Origin of the sequence: Streptomyces sp. SID14478 (assembly GCF_010548525.1) — a bacterium.
Lineage (GTDB): Bacteria > Actinomycetota > Actinomycetes > Streptomycetales > Streptomycetaceae > Streptomyces.
This window is the reverse complement of the sequence record NZ_JAAGMG010000131.1, coordinates 1-841: the sequence shown is the minus strand read 5'-3', so window position 1 is coordinate 841 and position 841 is coordinate 1. Positions and strand designations below refer to the sequence as shown.

2 protein-coding genes are annotated in these 841 nt (G+C 73.5%); both read left to right on the top strand.

Going from position 1 to position 841, the window contains the following annotated elements; genetic code table 11:
* A partial coding sequence (locus G3I40_RS05050; protein WP_164300941.1) for a DUF4097 family beta strand repeat-containing protein occupies positions 1 to 493 on the top strand: 493 nt, incomplete at its 5' end.
* Between the two features lies 1 nt (position 494).
* The coding region (locus G3I40_RS05045) for a PadR family transcriptional regulator (RefSeq protein WP_164300940.1) at positions 495 to 841 on the top strand (347 nt) is incomplete at its 3' end.

Sequence of the window (841 nt, the reverse complement as noted above, 5' to 3'; positions counted from 1 at the left end):
GGCCCAGGCCGTCACCGGCGACCTGCGGTTCAACTCCGTCTCCGGCGACCTCACCGTCGTCGAGGGCTCGGGCCCCTCCGTCCGGGCCGACTCGGTCAGCGGCTCGATGATCGTGGACCTCGATCCCCACGGCCCCACCGACATCGGCCTGACCAGCGTCTCGGGCGAGATCGCGATCCGCCTCCCGGACCCGGCGGACGCCGACGTCGAGGCGAACACCGCGAGCGGCGCCATCTCCAACGCCTTCGAGAACCTGCGGGTACAGGGCCAGTGGGGCGCCCACAAAATCACCGGGCGGCTCGGTGCAGGCACGGGCAAGCTGCGGGCCACCACCGTCTCCGGGTCCATCGCCCTGCTGCGGCGTCCCGGCACGGACGAGGAGGGCACGCCGGGGGACGCCGCCCCTCCCGACCGCGGGGACGCCGGGGACGCCCCTGACCCCGGCCCCAGCGACGGCCCGACCGACGGCCCCACCGAGAAGAAGGTGCTCTGACATGCCCCCCGTCTTCGCCCACGGACGCCTGCGCCTCTACCTGCTGAAGCTGCTCGACGAGGCACCGCGCCACGGCTACGAGGTGATCCGCCTCCTCGAGGAACGCTTCCAGGGGCTGTACGCGCCCTCGGCGGGCACCGTCTACCCGCGCCTGGCCAAGCTGGAGACGGAGGGCCTGGTCACCCACACCACCGAGGGCGGCCGCAAGGTCTACTCCATCACCGATGCCGGCCGCGCCGAACTGGCCGACCGCAGCGGCGAACTGGCCGATCTGGAGCTGGAGATCCGCGAGTCGGTCGCCGAACTGGCCGCCGAGATCCAGGCGGACGTCCGGGGCGCGGCGGGCGA